We start from the raw sequence: 23,624 nt of genomic DNA, 5'->3' as shown, positions 1-23,624 counted from the left end.
TTTTGAAATCGGTACGAACAAATAAGTTGTTAGAGAAATTGTTGGGACGGCCGGGGATGATAAATCACCCCCGGCACCCCCAGTTGTGAGGCCTGGATTATTTCTGGGCCGCACTCCATTCCGCGATCAGATCGTCGTATTTGACGGTCTCACCCTGCGGTTTTTCGTTATCAAGTTTCGGTTTCGGAGCACCGGGCTGGTCGAACCAGTACTGGGCATCCTGTTCCTCGTTCAGTTTCGGTGCGCATTCGCCACCGATACCTGCACGTTCCAGACGTTCCAAAACACGGTCCATCGCGGTTGCAAGGTTATCCATGGCTTCCTGCGGGGTGCGTTCGCCGGTTACAGCTTCGGCAACGTTCTGCCACCAGAGCTGAGCCAGTTTCGGGTAATCCGGAACGTTGGTGCCGGTCGGCGACCACTGGACGCGAGCCGGGGAACGATAGAATTCAACCAGACCACCCCAGTTCGGTGCGATGTCGGTCATCGCCTGGGTATCAAGGTCAGACTGACGGATCGGAGTCAGACCGGTAAGGGTCTTTTTGAGCGAGGTGGTTTTCGCCGTGACGAACTGCGCATAAAGCCATGCAGCTTTACGACGCTCAGGCGGGGTGGACTTCATCAAGGTCCAGGAACCCACATCCTGATAGCCAAGCTTCATGCCTTCTTCCCAGTACGGGCCGTGCGGCGAAGGTGCCATACGCCATTTCGGCGTGCCATCTTCGTTCACTACCGGGGTGCCTTTTTTCGCCATATCGGCGGTGAAGGCGGTGTACCAGAATATCTGCTGGGCGATCTGGCCCTGTGCCGGAACCGGACCGGCTTCGCCAAAGGTCATGCCAGCGGCTTCTGCCGGAGCATAGGCTTTAAGCCAGTCGATGTATTTGGTCAGAGCGTAAACAGCCGCCGGGCCGTTGGCCGCACCACCACGGGTGACGCTGGAGCCTGCAGGTGCGCAGCCTTCAACGCGGATACCCCATTCATCAACCGGAAGACCGTTCGGGATGCCCTTGTCACCAGCGCCAGCCATCGAAAGCCATGCGTCGGTGAAGCGCCAACCCAGAGACGGGTCTTTTTTGCCGTAGTCCATGTGACCATAGACTTTTTTACCGTCGATTTCCTTCACGTCGTTGGTGAAGAATTCGGCGATGTCTTCGTATGCCGACCAGTTGACCGGAACACCCAGGTCATAGCCGTATTTGTCCTTGAACTGCTTTTGCAGGTCTTCACGCTGGAACCAGTCATAGCGGAACCAGTAAAGGTTCGCGAACTGCTGGTCGGGAAGCTGGTAAAGTTTGCCATCCGGACCGGTGGTGAAGGACAGGCCGATGAAGTCTTCAAGGTCGAGCGTCGGCGAGGTAACGTCCTTGCCTTCGCCTGCCATGAAGTCGGTCAGCGGAACGACCGCATCGTAACGCGAATGCGTACCGATCAGGTCGGAGTCATTGATGTAGGCGTCATAAATGTTACGACCGGACTGCATTTGGGTCTGCAGTTTTTCGATCACGTCGCCTTCACCGATCAGGTCATGGGTCAGCTTGATCCCGGTGATTTCCGAGAAGGCTTTGGCCAGAACCTTTGATTCATATTCGTGCGTGGTGATGGTTTCGGATACCACGTTGATTTCCATGCCGCGGAACGGCTCGGCTGCTTTGATGAACCATTCAAGTTCGGCCATCTGGGCATCTTTATCAAGGCTCGACGGCTGGAATTCGCTATCGATCCATTTTTTTGCCGCGTCGGTGTACTGGTCTGCTGCTGCCGGATTGGCAAATACCGCAAGACCGAGTGCGACCGCAACTGCACTGCCTTTAAGAATGGCAGAGGAGCCTTTGGCTTTGACGATCATGTCGTTCCTCCCTGGTTGTCTTCCATTGCACTTCCGGAAAAATCCGGTTCACCCGTGACGGGGGAAGACAGTACCCGCCGCGATGAATGACGACAGGAATGGCACCGTTGCAGGAAACAGTACCGTTCCGGATTGTTCAGCCCCATCGCATCACGATGATGAGCCAGAAAAGGGCAACGATTGATGCGATCCAGATGGCGGCATCGCTAAATGCCATAAAGCCGAGATGGATATAGGCTGCACCAAGCAAACTGATGAAAAGGCGATCCCCGCGGGTTGTTTCCAGTGGCAGGAAGCCACGGCGCGGAACGGTTGGTGAAACCGCCTGCCATATTCCCATTCCGATCAGCATCAAAATGATGCAGGAAAAGAACACGGCGGTAATCGGGGTCCAGGCCATCCAAGTCATTGTTTTATTCCTTCCTGTTTTCCGATTACACGCGGCCCATCGCGAAGCCCTTGGCGATGTAGTTGCGAACGAACCAGATCACCAAAGCGCCCGGCACGATTGTCAAAACACCCGCCGCTGCCAGAACACCCCAATCAAGCCCCGATGCCGAAACGGTACGGGTCATGGTGGCCACGATCGGTTTAGCATCAACCGACGTCAGGGTGCGGGCCAGCAACAATTCAACCCAGCTGAACATGAAGCAGAAGAAGGCCGTCACACCGATACCCGAACGGATCAGCGGAATGAAGATCGTGGTGAAGAAGCGCGGGAAGGAATAACCGTCGATATAGGCGGTTTCGTCGATTTCCTTTGGAATGCCCGACATGAAACCTTCAAGGATCCAGACGGCCAGCGGCACGTTGAACAGGCAGTGTGCAAGTGCCACAGCAATGTGTGTGTCAAACAGGCCAACACTTGAATAAAGCTGGAAGAACGGCAGCAGGAACACGGCAGGCGGTGCCATGCGGTTGGTCAGGAGCCAGAAGAACAGATGCTTGTCACCGGTAAAGTTATAGCGGGAAAAAGCATATGCCGCGGGCAGAGCAACCAGAAGCGAGATCACGACGTTGATCCCGACATAGATCATCGAGTTGATATAGCCCGAATACCATGCCGGATCGGTCAGGATGGTTGCATAGTTTGCTAGTGTCGGATTATCCGGGAACAGGGTCATTGCGCCCAGGATTTCCGAATTGGTCTTGATCGACATGTTGAACAGCCAATAAATCGGCAGCAACAGGAACACGATATAAAGAAGAAGTGCGATATGACGTTTCTGGAACCGCATTTTATTGTTCCTCCCGCTTTCCGGCGTTCATTACGACGGTATAGAAAACCCAGCAAACCAGCAGAATGATCAGGAAGTAGATCAGCGAGAATGCCGCAGCCGGACCAAGGTCGAACTGACCCACTGCAATCGTGACCAGAAACTGGCTGAGGAATGTGGTGGCCGTGCCGGGCCCGCCGCCCGTAAGCACGAAGGGTTCGGTATAGATCATGAAACTGTCCATGAAGCGCAGCAGGACACCGATCACGAGGACCGACTGCATTTTCGGAAGCTGGATAAACCGGAACACGGCCCAGTTCGAAGCACCGTCAATCTTGGCGGCCTGATAATAGGCATCCGGGATCGACCGAAGACCGGCATAGCACAGCAGAACAATCAGGCTGGTCCAGTGCCAGATATCCATCACAAGGACGGTCACCCACGCATCCATCGGGTTCTGGCTGTAGTTGTAGTCCATGCCAATCATGTTAAGCGCATAACCACCAAGACCGATATCGGCACGGCCAAAAATCTGCCAGATGGTGCCAACCACGTTCCATGGAATAAGCAATGGCAAAGCCAGAAGAACCATGCAGGCCGAAACACCCCAGCCTTTGCGTGGCAGGGTTAACGCAATGCCAATACCCAGCGGAATTTCGATGAACAGCACGCTGCCGGTATAAATGATCTGGCGGATCAGGGCATCATGCAGACGGCTGTCTTCAAGGACCTGACGGAACCAGTCGGCACCGACAAAGAAACGGGTTTGCGGATCAAAAATATCCTGAACCGAATAGTTCACGACCGTCATCAAAGGAATGATCGCGCTGATGGCGACGATAAAGAAGACCGGCAGGACGAGGAACCATGCCTTATTGTTGGTAATCTTGTTCATTTCCCCATCCCCCTCATGCGACCAGCTGACTGTCGGCGTAAAGCTTGGTCCATTCCGGTGCAAACCGGAGGATGCCACTTTGGCCTGTGATCTGCTGATCTTCGCTAACCTTGACCTTCATTTCGGATGATCCGAAACGGGTGGTCGCGATCTTGTATTGGCCAAGGTCTTCGACTTTGACGATATTGACCTCGATCCCGTTATCGCCTTCGGAACCGTTACCGGTTTCAATGCGCAGGAATTCGGGACGGATGCCAAGTTCAATCGGGCCTGATGCCTTGGCAACGGCTTCGATGTGGCGATCCGAAAGCGCGATGCGTTTGCCATCAATCCATGCTGCACCTGCATCGATATTGCAGGGCATGATGTTCATGCCGGGGCTTCCGATGAAGTAACCGACAAAGGTGTGGGCCGGATTTTCAAACAGTTCCTGCGGGGTTCCAAGTTGCACGACCTTGCCGCCATACATGACAACGACTTTGTCTGCGAAAGTCAGGGCTTCGACCTGGTCATGGGTCACATAGACCATGGTAGGGCGCAGTTTGTTGTGAATTTCCTTAAGCTTGCGACGCAGGACCCATTTCAGATGCGGGTCAATCACGGTTAGCGGTTCGTCAAACAGGATCGCCGAAACATCGTCGCGAACCAGTCCGCGGCCAAGCGAAATCGTCTGTTTTTCGTCCGCACCCAGACCGCGTGCTTTTTGCTTTAGCTTGCCGGTTAGGTCGAGCATTCCGGCAATTTCGCGAACACGTTCGTCAACCCGTTTTGAATCAACGCCACGATTGCGCAGCGGGAAGGCAAGGTTTTCGTAAACGGTCATGGTGTCGTAAATGACCGGGAACTGGAAAACCTGCGCAATATTGCGTTCCTCCGGGGCCAGTCTGGTGACGTCCTTGCCATCAAAAAGGACCTGTCCCTCGGACGGGGTCAGAAGACCGGAAATGATGTTAAGCAAAGTGGTCTTGCCACAGCCCGACGGGCCAAGAAGGGCATAGGCCCCGCCATCTTCCCAAACATGTTCCATGCGGCGAAGGGCGTAGTCCTCGTCCCCTTTCGGGTCTGGGAAATAAGAGTGCGCAAGGCTTTTAAGATCGATACGTGCCATTTTAATTCTCCAACCTCAGGCGGCCTTGCCGTTTTGAATTTCAACGGGCGGTGCCGCCACAAGGCGATCATTGGCGTCATAGGCAAACAGACGTCTGGGATCGACATAGAAGGTGGCTGCCTCGCCAAGCCGCGGGTTGTGCACACCTTCTTCCTGGATCACCCAGGAAACATCATTGAAATGGACATGGACAAAAGTCTCGGAGCCAGTGATTTCAGCAAGTTCAACCTGGCCCTGCATCGCAACGCATTCCGCACTGGTCTGATCGACCGACAAATGATTGGCACGAACCCCGATGGTGTATTGGCCATTCGCGAGTACCGAAAGATGGCCGGTCAGCGGGACCTGATGGCCGCTTGCCAGATAAAGTGCACCATCACGGACTTCGGCCTTGACCAGATTGATCGGCGGATCGGAAAAGATCAGACCCGTCTCGACAAATGCCGGGTTGTGATAGACCTGCGTCGTCGGGCCGAACTGGGTTACGCGACCTTCATGCATCACCGCGCATTTGCCGCCCAGCAAAAGAGCCTCCATCGGCTCGGTGGTGGCGTAAACGACAATTGTGTCGCGTTTCGCCAGAAGGTTCGGGATTTCTTCGCGCAGTTCTTCGCGCAGTTTATAGTCAAGGTTGACCAGTGGTTCATCAAGCAGAAGCAGAGTGCAATCCTTGACCATGGCGCGCGCCATGGCGGTGCGCTGCTGCTGACCACCCGACAGTTCCTGTGGCAGTCGATCTAGCAGATGTTCGATATGCATCAGTTCGGCGGTGGATTTCACACGGCGTTCAATTTCAGCAGCATCAACGCCCTGCAATTTAAGCGGTGATGCGATGTTGTCATAGACGCTCATCGACGGGTAGTTGATGAACTGCTGATAGACCATGGCGACGTTGCGTTTCTGAACCGGCATGCCGGTAACATCCTTGCCATTGACCAGAATGCGTCCGCCGGTTGGTGGTTCAAGACCGGCCATAATGCGCATAAGCGTCGTTTTGCCAGCCAGTGTCCGCCCGAGCAGGACGTTAAATGATCCCGGCTCCAGCGACATCGACACATCGTCGACGTGGGTTTCCCCTTCCACGGTCTTGGTTATGTTTTCAAGCGTAAGGGTCATTTCGCATTTGTTCCTTCGCCAGTTTTCACGGCGTTATTCGATTTGGTTTCAGTCGCAAACCATTGCGCAATGGCGGTCTGGGTGTCCTTTGACAGATGCAGGCCGAGTTTGGATCGGCGCCACAGAACGTCATCGGCAGTACGCGCCCATTCCTGAGCCGCCAGATAGCGCAGTTCGCATTCGTAAATATCATCGCCAAGATGCGTGCCCAGCCCCGAAAGGTCGGATGCATCGCCAATGATGGTGTGGGTCAGTGTGCCGTAGTTTCGCACATAGCGGTAGAGTTGAGCCGCCGGAATCCACGGAAATTTCTTTTGCGTTGCAGCAAGATAGCTTTCGAAATCGCCATTAGGCATGTCGCCCCCTGGAAGGGGCACGCTATCGGTCCAGCGATCATCCGCAAACCCGAGATAGGGCGAAAGTTTGCTCATCGCTGATTCGGCCAGTTTGCGATAGGTGGTGATTTTGCCGCCGTAAATGTTCAGAAGTGGCGCACCCTTGTCACCATTATCGATTTCAAGAACGTAGTCGCGCGTGACCTGGGATGCGTCTTCGGAGCCATCGCCATAAAGCGGGCGAACACCGGAATAGGACCAGACGACATCGGCCGGTGCGATCTTGTGAGCGAAATAGGTGTTGGCCAATTCGCACAGATAGCTGATTTCATCGCTGCTGATCGCGACTTTGGACGGGTCGCCTTCGTAATCGCGGTCCGTAGTGCCGATCAGAGTAAAATCCTGTTCATAGGGGATGGCAAATACGATGCGACCATCGGGATTCTGGAAGATATAGCAGTAATCATGGTCAAACAGTTTTGGCACCACGATGTGACTGCCCTGCACCATGCGGATACCTTGCTTCTTTTTCGCTTCGACGCGTTTTTCAAGGATTTCGGCACACCATGGACCGGCAGCATTGACCAGCGAGCGGGCCTTGATCGTGTGTTCACCCGCACTGTCGCGAACCGCAACAGACCAAAGATCGCCCTCGCGACGTGCCGATATACATTCGGTGCCGACACGGATAACTGCACCGCGATTTCGGGCATCCATGGCATTAAGCACAACAAGGCGCGCATCCTGCACCCAGCAATCGGAATAGATGAACGCCTTTTTCATGCCAGTTACCAGTGGGGCACCGGCGACATGATGATCAAGGTGGATGCCTTCGGAGCCAGGAAGTTTTTCGCGCCCCCCCAGATGATCATACAGGAACAGGCCCAGTCGAATCATCCAGGCCGGACGTAATCCTTTAACGTGGGGGAGAACAAAGCGAAGCGGCCAGATGATGTGCGGGGCAGCGTTCAAAAGCACTTCGCGCTCGATCAGGGCCTCTCGCACCAGACGGAATTCGTAATGTTCCAGATAACGCAACCCGCCATGGATCAGCTTTGTGCTGGCCGATGAAGTCGCACTTGCAAGGTCGTTCTTCTCGCAAAGAAAGACTTTAAGGCCGCGGCCGGACGCATCGCGCGCAATGCCTGCACCGTTGATGCCACCGCCGATAATGGCAATGTCGTATGTTTCTGAAGTGAGCAACCGCTTCCTCCCTGATTGCCCTGATTTGTGACAGATGTTCTCAACTGTCATTCTGTTATGTCAAAAACGTTACGAACCACCCAAAATAATTGCAAGCGAAAATTATGAAGAATTTTAATTTTCGATAACGAAATAAGAAAGTGGGGTTGTAGTGTATTGTTATAATTGAGGTCTTCGATTCTGCACGATTTGTTTCGGCTCTCCGTTCGATGACGGGATGATCCGGTTTGATCTGGAAAGTTGATCAGAATCGTTTGAATCCGAAAAAAATAAAACAGATCACCTGTTCCCTAATTGCATAAGATTGCAACGTCACCCCGGTGCAATTTGCCCCGGGCGCGAAAGCTTACGGTTTTGCCAGCCGACTATGCGAAAATGCCAGCCATGGCTGATGGGCAACGCAATCTTGTTGCAAAGCGCGGCGGTCGAGGTGTTTGCGATTGCCAAATGGTCTTTTAACTTGCGAAGATGTGGCAACCACCAAGGATCGAACTAGATGATGTTCATGACTTTCATGCTTCGATCCCAAAGCAAAACTCCGGAGGCATTCCTATGATTTCTTTAAAAGACCCGTCCTTGTTCACCCAGCAAGCCTATATTGGCGGTGAATGGGTCGACGCCCCAGACGGCAAAACCGAACAGGTCACCAATCCCGCGAATGGCGAAGTGCTTGGCACTGTGCCTGTTTTGGGCCGCGATGCCGTTGCCCACGCGATTGAAGTCGCCGAAAAGGCGCAAAAGCAGTGGAAGAAACGTACTGCCAAGGAACGCTCGACCATTTTGATGAAATGGTACGACCTGATGATGGAAAATCAGGAAGATCTGGCACGCCTGATGACGGCCGAACAGGGCAAGCCGCTTGCAGAGGCTCGCGGTGAAATAGCCTATGCGTCGTCTTTCCTGCAATGGTTTGCCGAGGAAGGCAAACGCATCTATGGCGATGTTATTCCGACTTTTGCACAGGGGCGCCGGGTTGTTGTTCTGAAAGAGCCGGTTGGCGTTTGTGCGGCAATCACGCCGTGGAACTTCCCCACCGCGATGATCACGCGCAAGGCGGCACCGGCTTTGGCGGTGGGCTGTGCGATGGTCGTCAAACCGGCAATAGAAACTCCATATTCGGCTCTGGCCATGGCAGTTCTGGCCGAACGCGCCGGTTTGCCAAAGGGGCTTCTATCTATTGTGACCGGTGATGCCAAAACCATCGGTGCCGAAATGACCGAAAACCCGACGGTTCGCAAATTGACTTTTACCGGTTCAACCGCAGTTGGACGTTTGCTGATGCGTCAATGTGCCGACACGGTCAAAAAAATCAGCCTCGAGCTCGGTGGTAATGCTCCGTTCATTGTCTGTGAAGATGCCGATATTGATGCCGCAGTCGAAGGGGCGATTGCCTCGAAATACCGCAACAGTGGCCAGACCTGTGTTTGCGCAAACCGTATCTTTGTTCATGATGCTGTCTATGACGAGTTTGCCGAAAAATATGCCGCCAAGGCATCGGCGATGAAAGTTGGCGATGGCACCGAAGAAGGTGTTGTCCTTGGCCCGCTGATCACGGAAAAGGCTGTCGAGAAGGTTGAAAACCAGATTGCCGACGCCGTTTCCAAAGGTGGCCGGGTTCTGACCGGTGGCAAGCGCCACGCAAAAGGCGGCAGCTTCTTTGAGCCAACCGTGATTGCCGATGCCAACCGGGATATGCTGGTCTTCCGCGAGGAAACTTTCGGTCCGATGGCACCGCTGATCCGCTTCCACAGTGATGATGAAGTGCTGGAAATGGCCAATGATTCAGAGTTCGGTCTGGCCTCTTACTTCTATTCACGCAACATTAGCCGCATTTGGAAGCTGGCCGAGGGCCTTGAAACCGGTCTGGTCGGTGTCAATGCTGGTGTGATCGCAACCGAAGTTGCCCCGTTTGGCGGCTACAAGCAATCCGGTATCGGCCGCGAAGGTTCAAAATACGGGGTAGAGGATTACCTTGAAGTCAAATATGTCTGCATGGCAGGCATTGACGATTAAGGCATTTTCGGACTTCCGAAACGAAAAAGGCGCTGTCGAAATGACAGCGCCTTTGGTTTTTACGCGCAATCACAATGTTATGCTGCGTTCTCGTTCTTTTTCTTGTCATCGGATGTGATCGACTGGACCGAGCCATCCGAAAGTTCAGACTGAAGTGCTGTGAAAACGTCGAACATATTCGGGTTGAATGCAATTTCAGCCTGCATGCGATCACGTCGTTCTGACGGTGTTTCATCGTCGTTGTTTTGCTTGTTGGCGAGCGACGCGCCGTTCAGCTTTTCCTCGATCGCATCAGCAATCGCTTTTTCGATGGCTTGACGTTCGGTTGCGCCCATCTTGGCCAGACTTTCCTCATCAATGCCCATCGATTGAAGGATCTTGCGGCGCATCTCTTCGATCTTGCGTTCTTCAAGCTCCTTCACATAAGTCGTGAAGCCGTGTTCCTTGATATAGGCGATATCGGCATTTTTTTCCTTGTTCTCTTCGGGGAGCGGTCGACTGTTCGACGCAATGGTTTTTGCCGCCGCATAGGTGCTTTTGACGCTGGACGCCGTGTTGGTGATGCTCATCAGGGTGTCATACATTGCCATCCCGATCCTCCATGGGAAAATAATGCCGGTAAAATCCTGTCATGGGACTTAAGGCTGCAAATCCCGTGCCGCGATTTATCGGTGAGCTTCACCGAACAAACGGAATTAGCGTATCAAGCATTCGCCCGGCTGCCTTGCCATCCCAGCCGGCAGGTCGGAAAGGGGACGGGGGCATTTTTACCTCCAACAGGCTGGTGGCTTTTTTGACCAGGTCTTCCGGTTCACAAATTTCCAGTGCGGAAGCACTCAATGCAGTCGGACGTTCTGTTGTCGGTCGCAAAATACATCCAGCTTTTCCAAGCCAGGCGCATTCATCAATCATACCGCCAGAATCCGTTATCACATAGCGGGCGCGAAAAAGAACTGACAGGAAATCGGGATAGAGCATGGGGGATGTGACCTTGATGTTTTCGGCATCCCGAATACGGCGCCAAAGACCGCTTTTTACAAGGGATTCTTGTGCGCGGTGGTGAAGCGGCCAGACGATTTGAGTTTCCCGGGCAAGGTCAACAATCGCATTCACGATTGATGATAGTCGAACAAGGTTATCAATATTTTCAGCCCGATGTAGCGTCAGTAATACAGGCCCGGTACCGGGCGAAGAAGGATCAATTGGTATGCTCGTTCCACCAAAGCGGAGCATCGCATCAATTATGATATTACCGACATTTTGGATTCTCTTTGCGTCGATGCCTTCTTTGCGCAGGTTGTTGGCCGCAGTTTCATGAGGGGCCCAATGCATGTCGCAAAGGATGTCAATTTCAGTCCGGTTGGCTTCTTCGGCGATGGCATCAAACCCGCCTCGCAAGCCGGCTTCGAGGTGGATCAGAAAAATCGAATGTCTTCTTGCCGAACGCGCGACACCCAAAGAGCCGTTAACATCACCGATGACGATCGTTGCCTGCGGCAGTGATTGGTCTAGCACCCGGCAATAGGCATCGTCTGCATTCTGAACGAGTGTGCTCCGGTTATTTCCCGGTTGCCCGATTCCAAGTCGGATTTCAGGAGCAGGTATACCAAGCGAAAAACACAAACCTTCGGAAAGGGCCGGGTCCCAGTGTTGGCCGGTATCGATCAGACGAAGGGTAAAAGGTAAATCATCGCGCCTTTCCCACCACCTTAGATAAAGGGCGGCAGCCTTGATCAGGTTGGGGCGGGTGCCATAGACCAGATCGATGATCATTGCGGCGTTTTTCCTGATGAATGCTCAAGCTGGATGAGCGTATGATAACGTGTTGTGTTTTATATCATTTTGACTGATCAGCTACCAAACGGGATAGGTGGTTTGTCAATAAATGTGATAAAATTTTCGAAAACGAATTGTTTTTTGGTATGATTCTTTTCTAAATAGAAACAGAAAATCAGTTGAACCGGTCGGATGAACGGTAAAAATCAGCCGCCGCAAAGGACCGGAACGGTACGGCAGACCAACTGTCGGCTCGGGAGGAAACAGAAATGACCGATACACGTTACATTCTGGCAATTGATCAGGGTACCACCAGCTCACGCGCCATCGTGTTCGATGCCACCGGCCGATCCGTGGCGGTCGCGCAACAGGAATTTCCCCAACATTTTCCCAATAGTGGCTGGGTGGAACATGATCCTGAAGACCTTTGGGAAACGGTTGTTGCGGTTTGTCGCGAAGCATTGTCGCGGATCGATATTGCCAACGTTGTGGCAATAGGCATCACCAACCAGCGTGAAACCACCGTGGTTTGGGACCGCAAGACGGGCAAAGCCGTTTATAATGCCATCGTTTGGCAGGATCGTCGGACTGCGGCTTTGTGCCATGATTTGAAAAAGCGTGATCCGGACCTTGAAACTGATGTCAATAATCGAAGCGGGCTTTTGATCGATCCGTATTTCTCGGCAACCAAGGCTGCGTGGATACTCGATCATGTTACCGGCGTACGGGCGCTGGCCGAACAGGGTGACCTAGCGTTTGGTACGGTCGACTCATTCCTGCTGTGGCGTTTGACCGGCGGAAAATCGCACGCGACGGATGCCACCAATGCCGCACGCACCAATCTTTTCAATATTCGCGACAATGTCTGGGATGACAGGTTGTGCGAAATCTTCCGTGTTCCCAAGCGCATGTTGCCGGAAGTCAAGGATTGTGCTGCCGATTTCGGAATGGTGGATGCCGATATCTTTGGGCGTGAAATTCCTGTCCTGGGTATGGCAGGCGACCAGCAGGCGGCCGCATTCGGTCAGTGCTGCTTTGAGCCAGGCGACATCAAAAGCACCTATGGCACCGGTTGTTTTGTGATTCTCAATACCGGGGATGATGCTGTGACATCGCAGCATCGTTTGCTGACCACGGTCGGTTATCGTTTGAATGGCAAAACCAGCTATGCCATCGAAGGGGCGATTTTTGTTGCCGGAGCGGCGGTGCAGTGGCTGCGTGATGGTCTTGGCATCATCAAATCGGCCGCCGAAAGCGAAGGTTTGGCCAAATCGCTTGACGATAATCACGGCGTTTATCTTGTTCCGGCCTTTACCGGACTTGGTGCGCCTTATTGGGATCCGGATGCGCGCGGTGCCATTTTCGGATTGACCCGTGACACGGGGCCACGTGAATTCGTTCGTGCCGCACTTGAAAGCGTTTGTTATCAGACCTTTGATCTGTTCGAAGCGATGGCGGCAGACGGTGTTTCGCCCAAGGCCGTTCGGGTTGACGGTGGTATGGTTGCCAATGACTGGTTGTGTCAGAACCTCTCAGATATTCTTGATATTCCGGTTCAGCGCCCGGTTGTGACGGAAACAACTGCACTTGGTGCTGCCTATCTTGCGGGGTTGCAGGCGGGGGTTTACCGCGACCTCCATCATATCGCCGAAAACTGGCATATGGATGCTGAATTCAAACCAGAACTTGAAGCTGGTCGCCGGAAACATCTTTTGGGCGGCTGGAAGAGTGCGGTCAAGCGAACCATGACAGAGCAGGGCTGAATAGTTTCGCTGTTGTCCGATGGCTTTACAGACTGGTCATCGCATAAATTGCTTTGTAAGATCGGGACGGTACCACGTGGTACTGTCCTTTCTTTTTGCGGATATTCGTCCGTATTTTCATAGAACTGCTGCTATTGGATACAGGGTGCGACCGTTTGGGGACCGTCACCGGGCGGCCAGGGGGGAAGATGCTTGATCTGATCGTTGGAAAAGTTGGACCTGTTTTTTTGACGATCCTGTGTGGTTATCTTTTAACCCGTTTCCGCGTCATCAGCCGCGAAGGCATTCCGTTCCTTGCCCGCCTTGCGATGAATGCCTTTATTCCGGCTATGCTGTTTCAAACCCTGTCGCAATCCGACATCAGTGCGCATTTCGATTTGCGCTTGTGGGGTAGCTACTATGCGGGCGCACTTCTGAACTTTTTACTGGTGTTTATGGTGGCACGGGCGTGGCTTAAGGCGAGAACGGACGAGGCGGCTGTAACCGCCATGGGCGGGGTTTTCTCCAATATTGTGCTGCTCGGTATTCCTCTGGTTCAGGCGGTATACGGTGAAGAAGGTCTGGTACCGCTTCTGATTATCCTGTCGATCCATCCGCTGACCTTGTTGGGGCTTACTGTAATGATCGTGGAAGGTTCGCGTTCCGGCGGCGGGCATTGGTTGCCCAATGTCGTTCGCAGTGTCATTCGGGTTTTGCGCAATCCGATTATCATTGCGATTATCCTTGGTGTACTGGCGTCCCTGATTGATCTTCGATTGCCCGAAATGATTGATGGAACACTCGAACGGTTTCGGACGGCAGGGCCCACAATCGCGTTGCTTCTGGTCGGGGCCGGGCTTTATGGGCAGTCCGTTCGTGGCAATATGTCCGCAAGCATGCTGTGCACTGTTGCGAAAATGTTTGTGCAGCCGGTTCTTGTGTTCCTGATCGCTCATTTTATTTTTGATTTGCAACCGCTGTGGTTGACCATCGTGGTTCTGATTGCAGCTCTTCCTGCGGGGGCGAATGTGGCAATCATTGCTGGTAGCTATAATGTTTGTATTGATCGGTCTTCCACGACCATTCTGATCACGACGCTGATCAGTGTGATCACTTTGCCGCTTATTGTGCTTTATGCCGGGGCATCATGACGGCTGCCTTCGGCCGCGGACAGAATTTGGTCCATCAAGCTTATTTCTGCTGCGATCCCTTGCATTCGATGATCGTGGATGCCTGAGCTTAGGGCATCAATGAAGCAATCAATGGCGTTGTCATGCCCTTTGTCAGGGCTTTTAAAAATGCCTTTTCGCATGACAGTGTTGCCATTGATCACAAGCTTCCGCCAATCTTGGATCGTGGCGGAAAATCCCGGTGCAAGGACCTCAAGAGTTTCCTTTGGCATATTGCGTCGGGCGGCATGCATGAAAGAAACTTCGCCTCGTGATCCGTCGGCAAAGTGCATGTACCAAACGCTGTCACCGGCCTTGCGATCAATCCAGTCACATGAAAGGCTGATCATTTCAGCACCTGTCAGATAGCCAATCAGATCAATGAAATGACTGATTTCTCCGATTGTTCTGCCACCTTGATCAGGACGGTACAGCCAGTGATCGGAAGGGAGTGGATTGGGACGTACCTGATAGCGGAATTGCTTTTTGCCTTTGACTAGATGCTGTTTCAGGCAGGCTGTCATCGGCGCAAAGCGACGATTATGTCCAACCATGAATACCTGTGTTTGGCTCAATCCTGCGGCCTGTTTGAGTGCGCCGATCTGTTTCGGATGGATGCAAAGCGGCTTCTCCAGCCAGACATGTTTCCCTGCGCCCAAGGCCTTACTGGCGAGGTCAGCATGGCTATCGTGCCGGGTGGCAATAAACACCGTATTGATATCGTGATTTGACAGAATTTCATCCGGATCGGATGCGGTAGTTATATCCGGCATATGCCGGCAGATGGCCAGTGCCGAAAGACCTTTGCCCGAGACGACCGCATTCAATGCGACCTTTTTGCGCAGCTTTAATCGAGGGAGCAAAACGCTGTTCATGTAATTTCCCGCGCCTATCAATCCGATCCGGACCGGCATGACATTAGGCTTGCTGATCTTTTTGACTGGGGCTGGTGGTTGCGGTTTGCTATCGGTTCGATGATATTTAATGACCGTCGCCATTATGGTCGGGTCATCACCTCCTGATAGAAAATCAGAAGCTTCATGCAGGTTAATCCGATGGGAGATAAGCGAGGTCGGGTCGAGCTTTCCACTTTCCATCAGGGATAGTGCTGCCGCCATGTTCCGTTTTACCGTCCATCGGGCATGGCCGATCGGGTAGTCCTGTCCCAGTTGCTCGTAGTTCGCGTCATAACGGCCCGGGCCATAGGACCGCACCTGCCGGATGGTAATTTCCTTGCGATACAGGATATTGCGCGGTGCGTTCACAGCAACGTCTCCAACGCAGACAATGATGCCACGATCACGGCAAAGCTTTGCGGCCGATTCAATTACGGTGCGTGCTGCTTTGTTATTATTACTGCAAACAAGCACAGCATCGAATTGGTCAACAGGGGCGGCGCTGATATCTGCATAAGCATACTTTACCCCGCTTTCTTCTGCTTTTTTTCTGCGCTCTGAAAACGGTTCAATCACGGTCACAATCGCACCGGCTGCGATTGTGATTTGAGTGACTATTTGACCGATTAGGCCGCATCCAATCACGGCTACCTTCTGCCCGATCTCAAGTTCTCCTTGGTGGGCGGCATGAACTCCGATGGCATAAAGGGTGGCAAAGGCTGCCATCTCGTCTGATACAGTGTTGGGGACGGGGCAAGCCAGATTGCGTGGGACAATGTTATATTCTGCATGATTGGCATGCTCCATACCCGCACAGGCAACGCGCTGACCAATATCAAAGTCGGTGACATCCGAGGCCATTGCCTCGACAGTTCCGCAATTGGCGTATCCGGTCGCCATTGGTCTGCCAAGGCGTCCTTTAACGGCATTGAGGGTTGCCTGCGCGCCGTCGCGACGAAACTTTTCAATTGTCAACGCTACCAGATCCGGTCGCTGCCATGCCTTTCTAATAAGGGACGCTTTGGTTTCGCTAGCTTGCTGTCTTTCCGTACCATTACTGATGACAGATATCTCTGTGCGGACCAGAATAGTACCGGGCAATAGGGCGGGAACGGGGCAGTCGGCCACGGCAAGCCGCCTTTCACCGGGAAACCGTAATAATGCCCGCATATCCGTCATGATATCGTCCTGATGCACGTTAGGGATGAAATATGGAACAGGAATTAAATCATATCAGTATGTGCAGGTCGATCCGTCATTGACGGGACTTTGGCAGGCGTTTAGCAAAGCCGATGTCATAATCACGGAATCCGTCATATGAAAAAAAATGTCTCGGCAAAGCGTAGTCGCAAACTGTTATTCGTCTGCGGAGAGGATTGGTCTTTCGTTTCCCATCGGATTGGTTTGGGTCGGGCCGCACTTTTGCGTGGCGATGAGGTGATTGTCGCGTGCAACGCGAATGACGCCGCTGTCCAACTGCGATCCGAGGGTTTCCGTGTTATCGATGTGCCGATTGCGCGCGGTGGACTTAGCCCTTTGAAATCGCTGAAGACGATCAGGGCGCTTGCATGCCTTATCCGTCGAGAGCAACCGGATGTGGTTATCAATGTCGCAATACAATGTGTTGTTTTATCTTGCCTTGCTGGGTTGATGGTTGGCGCGCGTCGTTCCGTAAACATGGTAACCGGGCTCGGGTTCATGTTCGTTTCAAACGGGACCAAAGCGCGTTTGGTGCGTGCTGTGGTTTCGATGTTGTTGCGATTTTATGCCAGATGCCCATCAATCCACATCATTGTTCAGAATTCGGATGATTTCGATCTGATGCGTGGATTTGGCTTCCGCAAGACGCGCCTTTCTCTCGTGCGTGGTTCCGGGGTGGATATCAGGCAATTCCATCCGGGGAAGCAGGATGGAATTGATGGTTTACGCAAAACTGTGATCTTCGTGGCCCGAATGTTGTGGTCCAAGGGATTGGCGGAACTGGTTGATGCCGCGCGTATCCTCAAATCCAGAACCCGAGATTACCGAATACTTTTGGTCGGTGATTCTGATCCGGTAAATCCTGACTCTGCCGATACCAAAAGCCTTGTGAAATGGCAGAATGACGGTTTGATAGAGTGGCTTGGCAAAAGAAGTGATGTTGCTGAATTGCTCAGGCAATCTGATCTGGCTGTTCTGCCATCTTGGCGGGAAGGGTTGCCGAAGTCTTTGCTTGAGGCCGCTGCGAGCGGTCTGGCGATGGTTGCAACAGATGTTCCAGGCTGTCGTGAAATCGTAAAACAGGAACAGACCGGTTTGCTGGTAGGGTTGGGTGATGCGGAAGCTTTGGCAGATGCGATTGAGAACCTTATGGAGGACGATGCAAAGCGTCAGAAGTTTGGCCAGAATGCGCGTGTCATGGTCGAGCAGGAGCTGTGTGATGCAGTGATCATCCGCGAGACCCTTGATGTTATCTCCGGCAAGCCGGGATTAATGCCGTAATAAAATTGGAAAACTGAGACTATGAAACCAAGATGGGCTCCGCATGGCGGGGCCTTTTGTTTTCTAAAATTTCCCATTGCTATCGAATTCTAAAATTTGTATACAATATACATATATGCAGTTTGGGCCTGCGAATTCGCGGGTTTGGGCGATTAAACGGTCTAACCCACTAATGGGCGCGCGACCAAATCAGGAGGTTACTTTCCATGCAGGTAAACTGGACTGGCGTATTCCCCGCCGTTGCCACCCAGATGAATGAAAATGGTTCAATCGATTTCGATATGACCGCCCATCAGATCGAAGCCCTTATCAAGGCCGGTGTTGACGGCCTTGTCATGCTGGGCTCGGTCGGCGAGAACGCAGCCCTTGAGCCGGAAGAAAAAATCGCGGTTCTCAAGCTTGCTGTCGAAGTTACCAACGGTCGCATACCGGTTCTGTCGGGCGTTGCCGAAAACTCGACCCAGGCTGCCATTCGCTACGTGCAGAAATGCGAAGAACTTGGCGCTGATGGCCTGATGCTTCTGCCGGGTATGATCTATACCGCCGATCCGCGCGAAAATATCAAGCATTTCCGCTCGGTTGCTGCCAAGACCAAGCTACCGATCATGATCTATAACAACCCCGGTGCCTATCGCATCGATATCAAGCCTGAAGAATTCAACCAGCTTGCCGATGTGAAGAACCTGGTTGCGATCAAGGAAAGCTCCGGCGACCCGCGCCGTATTACCGACATCTATAATGCCTGTGGTGATCGTTTCGTTCTGTTCTGCGGCATGGATGACCTTGTCATGGAAACCCAGGTTCTGGGTGCGGTTGGCTGGATTTCGGGCTTTACCGATGCTTTCCCGCAGGAATCGGTCGCACTTTGGAAGCTGCTGTCTGAGGGGAAATACAAGGAAGCGCTTGAAATCTATCGCTGGTTTACCCCGGTCCTGCATATGGATGTTCATGCCAAGCTTGTTCAGTATATCAAACTGGCACAGGAGATGACCGGCGTGGGTAAGGCCCATGTCCGTGCTCCGCGTCTTCCGCTGGTTGGCGAGGAGATGGAACGCATCCGCGCAACCATCCAGAAAGCCATCGACACACGCCCGAAACTTTAATTCGCTTTGCAATCAACGCATTCATCGCATCAGCTCCGTAAGGCGTGATTGCATTTGCGTATGATTTGATGGCAAGTGTGAGCTCTCCTGTGATTTTCGCAGGGGAGTTTGCTGCCATCTGGCACGAGACGAGAGATCAAGATAAAACGCGCACACCAAAGCAGTCAGGGCCCGGAACATGCCAAAACCTTCTTCCGCTTCAAAGTCCCCCTCACAGTCAAAACAGCATGCCGTCGTTGTCGGCTCCGGGATAGTCGGGGTCAATGTCGGTTTGGCTCTTTTGAAGAAGGGCTATGACGTCACCCTTCTGGATCGCGGAGAACCGGGGATGGGGGCATCCTTTGGTAATGCTGGGGGAATTGCCGTCACGGAATGCGCGCCTATTGCCATGCCGGGGGTCTGGACAAATGTGCCAGGCTGGCTGATGGATCCGCTGGGGCCGCTTTCGGTGCGCTGGTCCTATTTGCCCAAAATGATGCCGTGGCTGATCCGTTTCCTGGCCGCCAGTTCGAAAAGCCGGGTAGAGCAGATTGCAACCGAATTAGCAGCCATCCTCAACCGCGCTTGGGAAGATTACGATCCGGTGATCGCAGAAGCAGGCCTTTCCGGTGCGGTGTTTAAAAAAGAAGGCGCTATGGGTGTTTATCGCAGCGAGAAAACACGCCGGGATGCCGAATACGGAATTGATCTTCGCCGTCGTAACGGGGTCAAAATTCGTGATCTGACCAAGGATGAGGTCAGGGATATTGAGCCTGATCTGGCCCCGATCTTCGCCTGCGGTGTGATGGAGGAGGATTGGGGCAGGGTTCTGGATCCGTTCAGGATTGTTCTGGGCCTTTACAACCATTTCATCGAACGCGGTGGAAAGTCTCAGAATGCCGAGGTTACCAATTTCGTTTACCGCGATGGCAAACCGCGTGCCGCGATGACGGCACAAGGTGAGCAGATTACCTTCGACAAGGTTGTTATTGCATGCGGTGCATGGTCAAAAACGCTGGCCACGCGACTTGGTTCATCGGTGCCTCTTGATACCGAACGGGGCTATAACACAACGGTCCCTTATAATGGCGTGAAGCTATCGCGCATGATTATTTGTGCCGATGACAGCTTTGTTCTGACGCCGATGGAAATGGGTATTCGTGTGGGCGGGGCGGTTGAGCTTGGCGGTCTGGTTGCTGCCCCCAATTATGATCGCGCCAAGGCCCTGTTTGCCAAAGGCAAGGAAGTTCTTCCGAAACTCAGTGCAGAAGGGGGTACAGAATGGATGGGATTCCGCCCCTCAATGCCGGATTCCAAGCCTGTGATTTCGGCAAGCCCCAAACATGAAAATGTCTTCTTCGCATTCGGTCACGGCCATCTTGGCCTGACCATGGCGGCCACCACCGGACGGCTGATCGCCGACCTGATGAGTGAAGCGACTCCGCCTATTAACATGACCCCGTATCGTATTGATCGTTTCCAAGGATAAGGCCGCCCCAAATGGCAAAACACAGCTTCTTCTGTATTGATGGACATACCTGCGGTAATCCGGTGCGTGTGGTTGCCGGTGGTGGACCAAAGCTTGAAGGTGCAAATATGCTTGAAAAGCGTGCGCATTTTCTGGCGGAATATGACTGGATACGAACCGGACTGATGTTCGAGCCGCGTGGCCATGACATCATGTCGGGCTCGATCCTTTATGAACCGACCCGCGATGATTGCGATGTAGCCATCCTGTTTATCGAGACGTCTGGCTGCCTACCGATGTGCGGTCACGGCACAATTGGGACGGTCACCATGGCAATCGAGGAAGGTCTGGTAAAGCCGAAAACCCCGGGAGTACTGCGTCTTGAAACGCCTGCCGGGCTGGTGATTGCCGAATACAAACAGGTTGGCGATTACGTGGAATCGGTCAAGCTGACCAATGTACCGTCCTTCCTGTATAAAACGGATATCGAGGTCGATTGTCCCGATCTTGGCCCGATCAAGGTTGATGTTGCTTATGGCGGCAATTTCTATGCGATTGTCGAGCCACAGGAAAACTTCCGTGACATGGCCGAATACGCGGTTGGCGATTTTCAGCGCATCAGTCCGGAACTTCGTCGTCGCCTGAACGAGGTTGGCGAGTTCATTCACCCACTTCACCCGGATATCAAGGGCCTGTCACATATCCAGTGGACTGGAAAACCGACCCAGCCTGACAGCACCCATCGCAATGCAGTGTTTTACGGTGATAAGGGGATTGATCGATCTCCCTGCGGGACGGGCTCTTCTGCGCGTCTGGCACAATTGGTTGGCAAGGGGCAGTGGGACCCAGCGCATGAGCTGGTTCATGAAAGCATTATCGGATCGCAGTTCCGTGTCTCCGTCGTCGAACAGACAAAGGTCGGCGACTATGACGCGGTCGTGCCCGGGATCGAGGGCTGGGCACGCAAGCATGGTTACAACACGATTTTCATTGATGACCGTGATCCTTACGCGCATGGATTTATCGTGAAATAGGCGTTTGATCGGGGCCGGTTTCTGTTCTCAAGCTCCTGATACCGTAGCGGCGTGATTGCAATTATATTGCGCGTAAACCAACGCATCGGTATGACTAGAAAAAGGGGGGCGGTGACGTTTGGGGATATGAAGCCGGACCCGATACCGCACAGGACAGATAAAAAGAGCCAAAATGACCGCATCACCGCGTTTTACCCGCCGCACCATTACTGATCAGGTCACTGAAGATTTGCGTGCCCGTATCCTGTCGGGTGACTTCCCGGCCGGGTTCCAGTTGCGTCAGGATGCGATTGCTACCGAATATAATGTGTCTCGAATCCCGGTCCGTGAGGCGCTTCAACGTCTGGATGCCGAAGGTCTGGTATCGTTCCAGCCGCATAAGGGGGCGATTGTTGCCCATCTCTCGCTTGACGAGATCGAAGAACTTTTTGAAGTTCGCAAAATGCTGGAATGCGAATTGCTGCGTCATGCCGTGCCGCGTCTGACACCCGAAGACATCAAATCGGTCGAAGACATACTAGCCGTTTACGACGAATCCTTTCGGTCTGGGGATATTTCGAAATGGGGCGAACTTAACCGTGAATTCCATGATCGGCTTTATCGTGCGTCGAACCGGCCCAAAACGCTGGAAATCATCCGCATGATCGGAAACAACACGGTCCGCTTCACACAGGCACAGCTCGCTCTTTCCGGGGCAACTGATCGGGCCGAACGCGAACATCACCATATACTTGATGCCTGCAAGGCGCGCGATGTCGACTATGCGGTCGAACTTCTCGAAGCCCATATCGAGAATTCGAAAAACAGCCTGATCGAATGCCTGCGTGGTGCCCGCGCCAGCGAGGGCCTCTCGAACTGACGTCAATTGTTACCGGACAATAAAGCCACGTCCGATTTCATCACTCCCATCCTGCCAAAAGCTGGCTTCGCCGCTGTAATGAGCCTGTCCGGATACTTCGGCAATTATGGCCGGGAAGGGCCCGCATCGGTTTGTCCTAACAACGCTGCCATCGAATTCTGATCCGATAACACTTTCAAACCTTCGAACCGTGCCGGGCATGATCAATCCTTTGGCATGGAGAATGGCAAGCCTTGCGCTAACGCCTGATCCAGTCGGGCTGCGGTCAACCTGATTATCGGCAAAGACACATATATTGCGTGTCGGTTCCTGGGCGGATGCGTCTTTGCCATCGGTCAGGATCGCGCCATACAAAAACGCCAGATCATCATGATCAGGATGGTTTAGCGTGACACTGGCGTTGACCGCGTTGCATACGGACTGCGCAATATCGATCAGATCGCGTACCGGCGAAGACCCGACCGCAAGGCCGAATTGTCCTGCATCAAGCACGGCATAGAACGCACCGCCATAACCGATATCTGTTTTGAATGTCTGGTCATCGGCAAGTGCGAGCTCAATATCAGCAGCAAACATGAAGGATGGGACTGATTTGAAGCGGACGGCACCACTTTTCCCATTGGTCACCGATACTTCGGCACGTACTAGCCCACAGGGGCATTCAATATTAACCGGCGTTATCGGTTCGACAGGCGCGACCAACCCGTAATCAACCGCATATCGGCCAAGGGCGATGATGGCGTGGCCGCACATGGTCGAATAGCCTTCATTGTGAATGAACAGAACCGCCAGATCAGCATCCGGCAGGCTCGGTTCGACCAGAATGGCACCATACATGTCGTAATGACCGCGCGGTTCGAACATCAGAAACCGCCGCAGATGATCTAGTTCGACGCGGGCATATCGACGCTTGGCCAGAATATCGTCGCCCGGAATCGCTGGATATCCCGATGTGATAATCCTAAGCGGTTCGCCGCCGGTATGCATATCAATGACTTTGATCGGGGATTCCCGGTCGGGCAGGGACAGTTTGGAGGGCATTTGGCGGCTCATTTCGGTGTTCTGCAATTTTTTAAAGGAAATTCGGGGCTGGATTCCGGCTAAAGTCGGGTGCTTTATCTGGCGCGGCAGGTCTATCTTAGCGGCCTTGAGCATGCGCGCAATAGTCCCGCACCCGGATTTTCGCATCAGACGCGACCTTGCGGGTCATAAAAGTGAAACCTATATGTGGTTTCGCGCAAAAAATTTGCGTCTCGCACTTTCTGTCATTTTTTCTTAAAAAAGGTGTTTACAGGTCTGGCGAGGGGCCCTATAACCCGCCTCCACCGACGGGGTGCGGCGCCAAGGAGACGGCGACGCGGACTGGAAGGTAGAGGGCTTC

Annotated in this window: 19 protein-coding genes; 8 read left to right on the top strand and 11 right to left on the bottom strand. The window is 53.2% G+C overall.

The annotated features are described in order from the left end of the window. Positions 1-97 precede the first annotated feature (97 nt). The 7 genes from BC440_RS16170 to glpD all read right to left on the bottom strand — a co-directional run bounded on the left by BC440_RS16170 (position 98) and on the right by glpD (position 7,723). The gene (locus tag BC440_RS16170; protein WP_110252839.1) at positions 98-1,849 is read right to left on the bottom strand and encodes an ABC transporter substrate-binding protein; all 1,752 of its coding nucleotides are present in this window, start codon (positions 1,847-1,849) and stop codon (positions 98-100) included. 136 nt (positions 1,850-1,985) lie between these two features. After that, positions 1,986-2,258: a DUF2160 domain-containing protein gene (locus tag BC440_RS16165; RefSeq protein WP_007091528.1), complete on the bottom strand. Its 273-nt coding sequence runs from the start codon at positions 2,256-2,258 to the stop codon at positions 1,986-1,988. 25 nt (positions 2,259-2,283) lie between these two features. Next, positions 2,284-3,087, bottom strand: coding sequence for a carbohydrate ABC transporter permease (locus BC440_RS16160; RefSeq protein WP_007091527.1), 804 nt, complete (start codon positions 3,085-3,087; stop codon positions 2,284-2,286). A 1-nt stretch (position 3,088) separates the two neighbouring features. After that, a complete protein-coding gene (locus BC440_RS16155) occupies positions 3,089-3,961 on the bottom strand; it encodes a sugar ABC transporter permease (RefSeq protein ID WP_007091526.1) in 873 nt (290 codons plus the stop codon). Positions 3,962-3,974: 13 nt separating this feature from the next. Next, complete coding sequence (locus BC440_RS16150; protein WP_063094670.1) at positions 3,975-5,069, bottom strand: ABC transporter ATP-binding protein; 1,095 nt, start codon at positions 5,067-5,069, stop codon at positions 3,975-3,977. A 15-nt stretch (positions 5,070-5,084) separates the two neighbouring features. Beyond that, positions 5,085-6,185 (bottom strand): ABC transporter ATP-binding protein, encoded by a 1,101-nt coding sequence (locus BC440_RS16145; RefSeq protein WP_071240567.1) that lies wholly within the window; start codon positions 6,183-6,185, stop codon positions 5,085-5,087. Continuing rightward, positions 6,182-7,723 (bottom strand): glycerol-3-phosphate dehydrogenase, encoded by a 1,542-nt coding sequence (gene glpD / locus BC440_RS16140; protein WP_071240566.1) that lies wholly within the window; start codon positions 7,721-7,723, stop codon positions 6,182-6,184. The genes BC440_RS16145 and glpD overlap by 4 nt, the downstream gene beginning before the upstream one ends. 552 nt (positions 7,724-8,275) lie before the next feature. Here glpD and BC440_RS16135 point away from each other — a divergent pair. Then, positions 8,276-9,736 carry an NAD-dependent succinate-semialdehyde dehydrogenase gene (locus tag BC440_RS16135; RefSeq protein WP_071240565.1) on the top strand — a complete coding sequence of 487 codons (1,461 nt, stop codon included), beginning with the start codon at positions 8,276-8,278 and terminating at the stop codon, positions 9,734-9,736. Between the two features lie 77 nt (positions 9,737-9,813). On the opposite strand, the gene BC440_RS16130 is transcribed toward BC440_RS16135, so the two are convergent. Both BC440_RS16130 and BC440_RS16125 read right to left on the bottom strand, forming a co-directional pair. Next, the gene (locus tag BC440_RS16130; RefSeq protein WP_071240564.1) at positions 9,814-10,326 is read right to left on the bottom strand and encodes a hypothetical protein; all 513 of its coding nucleotides are present in this window, start codon (positions 10,324-10,326) and stop codon (positions 9,814-9,816) included. An 88-nt stretch (positions 10,327-10,414) separates the two neighbouring features. Next, positions 10,415-11,509, bottom strand: coding sequence for a UDP-N-acetylglucosamine 2-epimerase (locus BC440_RS16125; RefSeq protein ID WP_071240563.1), 1,095 nt, complete (start codon positions 11,507-11,509; stop codon positions 10,415-10,417). A 272-nt stretch (positions 11,510-11,781) separates the two neighbouring features. Here BC440_RS16125 and glpK point away from each other — a divergent pair, with 272 nt between their 5' ends. After that, positions 11,782-13,275 carry a glycerol kinase GlpK gene (gene glpK / locus BC440_RS16120; RefSeq protein ID WP_071240562.1) on the top strand — a complete coding sequence of 498 codons (1,494 nt, stop codon included), beginning with the start codon at positions 11,782-11,784 and terminating at the stop codon, positions 13,273-13,275. A gap of 188 nt (positions 13,276-13,463) precedes the next feature. Further along, a complete protein-coding gene (locus BC440_RS16115) occupies positions 13,464-14,405 on the top strand; it encodes an AEC family transporter (protein WP_071240561.1) in 942 nt (313 codons plus the stop codon). Here BC440_RS16115 and BC440_RS16110 read toward each other — a convergent pair. Next, entirely contained in the window at positions 14,387-16,498 is a 2,112-nt protein-coding gene (locus tag BC440_RS16110) for a bi-domain-containing oxidoreductase (RefSeq protein WP_083379397.1), read from the bottom strand. The genes BC440_RS16115 and BC440_RS16110 overlap by 19 nt on opposite strands. A 138-nt stretch (positions 16,499-16,636) precedes the next feature. On the opposite strand from BC440_RS16110, the gene BC440_RS16105 reads away from it, so the two are divergent. The 5 genes from BC440_RS16105 (at position 16,637) to BC440_RS16085 (ending at position 22,243) form a co-directional block, all read left to right on the top strand. Further along, on the top strand, positions 16,637-17,800 hold the full coding sequence (locus BC440_RS16105; RefSeq protein WP_007091515.1) for a glycosyltransferase family 4 protein: 1,164 nt from the start codon (positions 16,637-16,639) through the stop codon (positions 17,798-17,800). 206 nt (positions 17,801-18,006) lie between these two features. Then, positions 18,007-18,903, top strand: coding sequence for a dihydrodipicolinate synthase family protein (locus tag BC440_RS16100; protein ID WP_071240559.1), 897 nt, complete (start codon positions 18,007-18,009; stop codon positions 18,901-18,903). Between the two features lie 178 nt (positions 18,904-19,081). Next, on the top strand, positions 19,082-20,371 hold the full coding sequence (locus BC440_RS16095; RefSeq protein ID WP_071240558.1) for an FAD-binding oxidoreductase: 1,290 nt from the start codon (positions 19,082-19,084) through the stop codon (positions 20,369-20,371). A gap of 11 nt (positions 20,372-20,382) precedes the next feature. Then, on the top strand, positions 20,383-21,384 hold the full coding sequence (locus tag BC440_RS16090) for a 4-hydroxyproline epimerase (RefSeq protein ID WP_071240557.1): 1,002 nt from the start codon (positions 20,383-20,385) through the stop codon (positions 21,382-21,384). 172 nt (positions 21,385-21,556) lie between these two features. Continuing rightward, on the top strand, positions 21,557-22,243 hold the full coding sequence (locus tag BC440_RS16085; RefSeq protein WP_007091511.1) for a GntR family transcriptional regulator: 687 nt from the start codon (positions 21,557-21,559) through the stop codon (positions 22,241-22,243). A 9-nt stretch (positions 22,244-22,252) separates the two neighbouring features. Here the strand turns inward: BC440_RS16085 and BC440_RS16080 are convergent, their stop codons facing one another. After that, positions 22,253-23,296 carry a proline racemase family protein gene (locus BC440_RS16080; RefSeq protein ID WP_247643592.1) on the bottom strand — a complete coding sequence of 348 codons (1,044 nt, stop codon included), beginning with the start codon at positions 23,294-23,296 and terminating at the stop codon, positions 22,253-22,255. Positions 23,297-23,624: the final 328 nt, after the last annotated feature.

This window comes from Thalassospira sp. MIT1004 (genome assembly GCF_001858545.1).
In the GTDB taxonomy this organism is placed as follows: domain Bacteria; phylum Pseudomonadota; class Alphaproteobacteria; order Rhodospirillales; family Thalassospiraceae; genus Thalassospira; species Thalassospira xiamenensis.
The sequence above is the reverse complement of the archived record's forward strand: the minus strand, read 5'-3'. Positions and strand labels throughout refer to the sequence as shown.

Excerpts from the sequence above, each read along its gene's own strand:
- BC440_RS16170 (WP_110252839.1), bottom strand. The coding sequence starts at position 1,849 with ATGATCGTCAAAGCCAAAGGCTCCTCTGCCATTCTTAAAGGCAGTGCA.
- BC440_RS16165 (WP_007091528.1), bottom strand. The coding sequence starts at position 2,258 with ATGACTTGGATGGCCTGGACCCCGATTACCGCCGTGTTCTTTTCCTGC.
- BC440_RS16160 (WP_007091527.1), bottom strand. The coding sequence starts at position 3,087 with ATGCGGTTCCAGAAACGTCATATCGCACTTCTTCTTTATATCGTGTTC.
- BC440_RS16155 (WP_007091526.1), bottom strand. The coding sequence starts at position 3,961 with ATGAACAAGATTACCAACAATAAGGCATGGTTCCTCGTCCTGCCGGTC.
- BC440_RS16150 (WP_063094670.1), bottom strand. The coding sequence starts at position 5,069 with ATGGCACGTATCGATCTTAAAAGCCTTGCGCACTCTTATTTCCCAGAC.
- BC440_RS16145 (WP_071240567.1), bottom strand. The coding sequence starts at position 6,185 with ATGACCCTTACGCTTGAAAACATAACCAAGACCGTGGAAGGGGAAACC.
- BC440_RS16135 (WP_071240565.1), top strand. The coding sequence starts at position 8,276 with ATGATTTCTTTAAAAGACCCGTCCTTGTTCACCCAGCAAGCCTATATT.
- BC440_RS16130 (WP_071240564.1), bottom strand. The coding sequence starts at position 10,326 with ATGGCAATGTATGACACCCTGATGAGCATCACCAACACGGCGTCCAGC.
- BC440_RS16125 (WP_071240563.1), bottom strand. The coding sequence starts at position 11,509 with ATGATCATCGATCTGGTCTATGGCACCCGCCCCAACCTGATCAAGGCT.
- glpK (WP_071240562.1), top strand. The coding sequence starts at position 11,782 with ATGACCGATACACGTTACATTCTGGCAATTGATCAGGGTACCACCAGC.
- BC440_RS16115 (WP_071240561.1), top strand. The coding sequence starts at position 13,464 with ATGCTTGATCTGATCGTTGGAAAAGTTGGACCTGTTTTTTTGACGATC.
- BC440_RS16110 (WP_083379397.1), bottom strand. The coding sequence starts at position 16,498 with ATGACGGATATGCGGGCATTATTACGGTTTCCCGGTGAAAGGCGGCTT.
- BC440_RS16105 (WP_007091515.1), top strand. The coding sequence starts at position 16,637 with ATGAAAAAAAATGTCTCGGCAAAGCGTAGTCGCAAACTGTTATTCGTC.
- BC440_RS16100 (WP_071240559.1), top strand. The coding sequence starts at position 18,007 with ATGCAGGTAAACTGGACTGGCGTATTCCCCGCCGTTGCCACCCAGATG.
- BC440_RS16095 (WP_071240558.1), top strand. The coding sequence starts at position 19,082 with ATGCCAAAACCTTCTTCCGCTTCAAAGTCCCCCTCACAGTCAAAACAG.
- BC440_RS16090 (WP_071240557.1), top strand. The coding sequence starts at position 20,383 with ATGGCAAAACACAGCTTCTTCTGTATTGATGGACATACCTGCGGTAAT.
- BC440_RS16085 (WP_007091511.1), top strand. The coding sequence starts at position 21,557 with ATGACCGCATCACCGCGTTTTACCCGCCGCACCATTACTGATCAGGTC.
- BC440_RS16080 (WP_247643592.1), bottom strand. The coding sequence starts at position 23,296 with ATGAGCCGCCAAATGCCCTCCAAACTGTCCCTGCCCGACCGGGAATCC.